Source organism: Psychrobacter sp., assembly GCF_036731945.1.
Classification (GTDB): domain Bacteria; phylum Pseudomonadota; class Gammaproteobacteria; order Pseudomonadales; family Moraxellaceae; genus Psychrobacter.
The window spans coordinates 23,321-24,293 of the sequence record NZ_DAINDI010000042.1 but is presented as its reverse complement, the minus strand read 5'-3'; the positions used below and the strand labels follow the sequence as shown (position 1 = coordinate 24,293).

1 protein-coding gene is annotated in these 973 nt (G+C 42.2%); it reads left to right on the top strand.

Annotated elements, in window-relative coordinates; translation table 11 throughout:
- The first annotated feature begins 96 nt into the window (after window positions 1-96).
- Window positions 97-852 (top strand): 2OG-Fe(II) oxygenase, encoded by a 756-nt coding sequence (locus V7D75_RS09625; RefSeq protein ID WP_333614389.1) that lies wholly within the window; start codon window positions 97-99, stop codon window positions 850-852.
- Window positions 853-973: the final 121 nt, after the last annotated feature.

Genomic DNA, 973 nt, shown 5'->3' with positions numbered 1-973 from the left:
AGGCAGAGTAAAAGATAACGATGGTTTTGGTAAAAAGGCATGGATTGGCTGTGTATTGACAGTGAATGGCATGTTTATTGATAACGGCGAGGCAAAATGACGCAGATTATTAGCAATCTTGAGGTAACACAGTTAGTCGTTGATCAACCGATTGGACAGGATAATCCTCCATTATTATATCCACCGAGCGATGATAAAAATCAAACACCGCTCACTCAGCGTGAATTACAATTTTCCGACTTTGATGTCGATTGGCAAAATAAGCTAACCGATAAACAGCTAGATAAGTTTGTAGACGATGGCTGGATGATTATTGACGATGTGTTTGAAAATAAAGCGCTACTGGCTCTGCAATCTGAGAGCGGTTTTATTGACTATCGTGACGCAGAGCTGACGGCCGGCATTCGGGTTAGCGATATTCGCGGTGATCGCATTCGCTGGATTACCGAAAACTTTTTTGCAGGCTACTATTATTTGCAAAGTATCAATGCGCTTGCTGCTTTATTCAATCAAAGCTTGTTTGCTGGTATTCGCCATAGTGAGGCACATTACGCTTGTTATCCGGTAGGTTTTGGCTATCAATGGCATAGCGATAACCCGGCTGGACGTGATGAGCGCGTTATCTCGGCGGTGTTTTATCTCAATGATGATTGGCGTGATAGTGATGGCGGTGCGTTAGAAGTAATCGACAAACATGGCATCAATCATAATGTCATGCCTGTTGCCAATCGACTGGTCATATTTGATAGTGACTTACAACATCAAGTACAAATTGCCCATCGGCAGCGCTATTCTATCGCGACTTGGATGCGCCGTGATGGTCTAGTGCCTTTTGTTGAGGATAATATTTAAAGTCCATTAGCTATTACTTTAAATAAGCCTCGTTAATTAAGGATAATGACAATGCATAAAACCTTATATAGAAGCTTGCTCTTACTTGTTATACTCCCTCTGACTGTGAGCTGCGAGACAC

What these genes read in the sequence shown, in the direction of transcription:
- V7D75_RS09625 (WP_333614389.1), top strand. Translation starts at nt 97, where the DNA reads ATGACGCAGATTATTAGCAATCTTGAGGTAACACAGTTAGTCGTTGAT.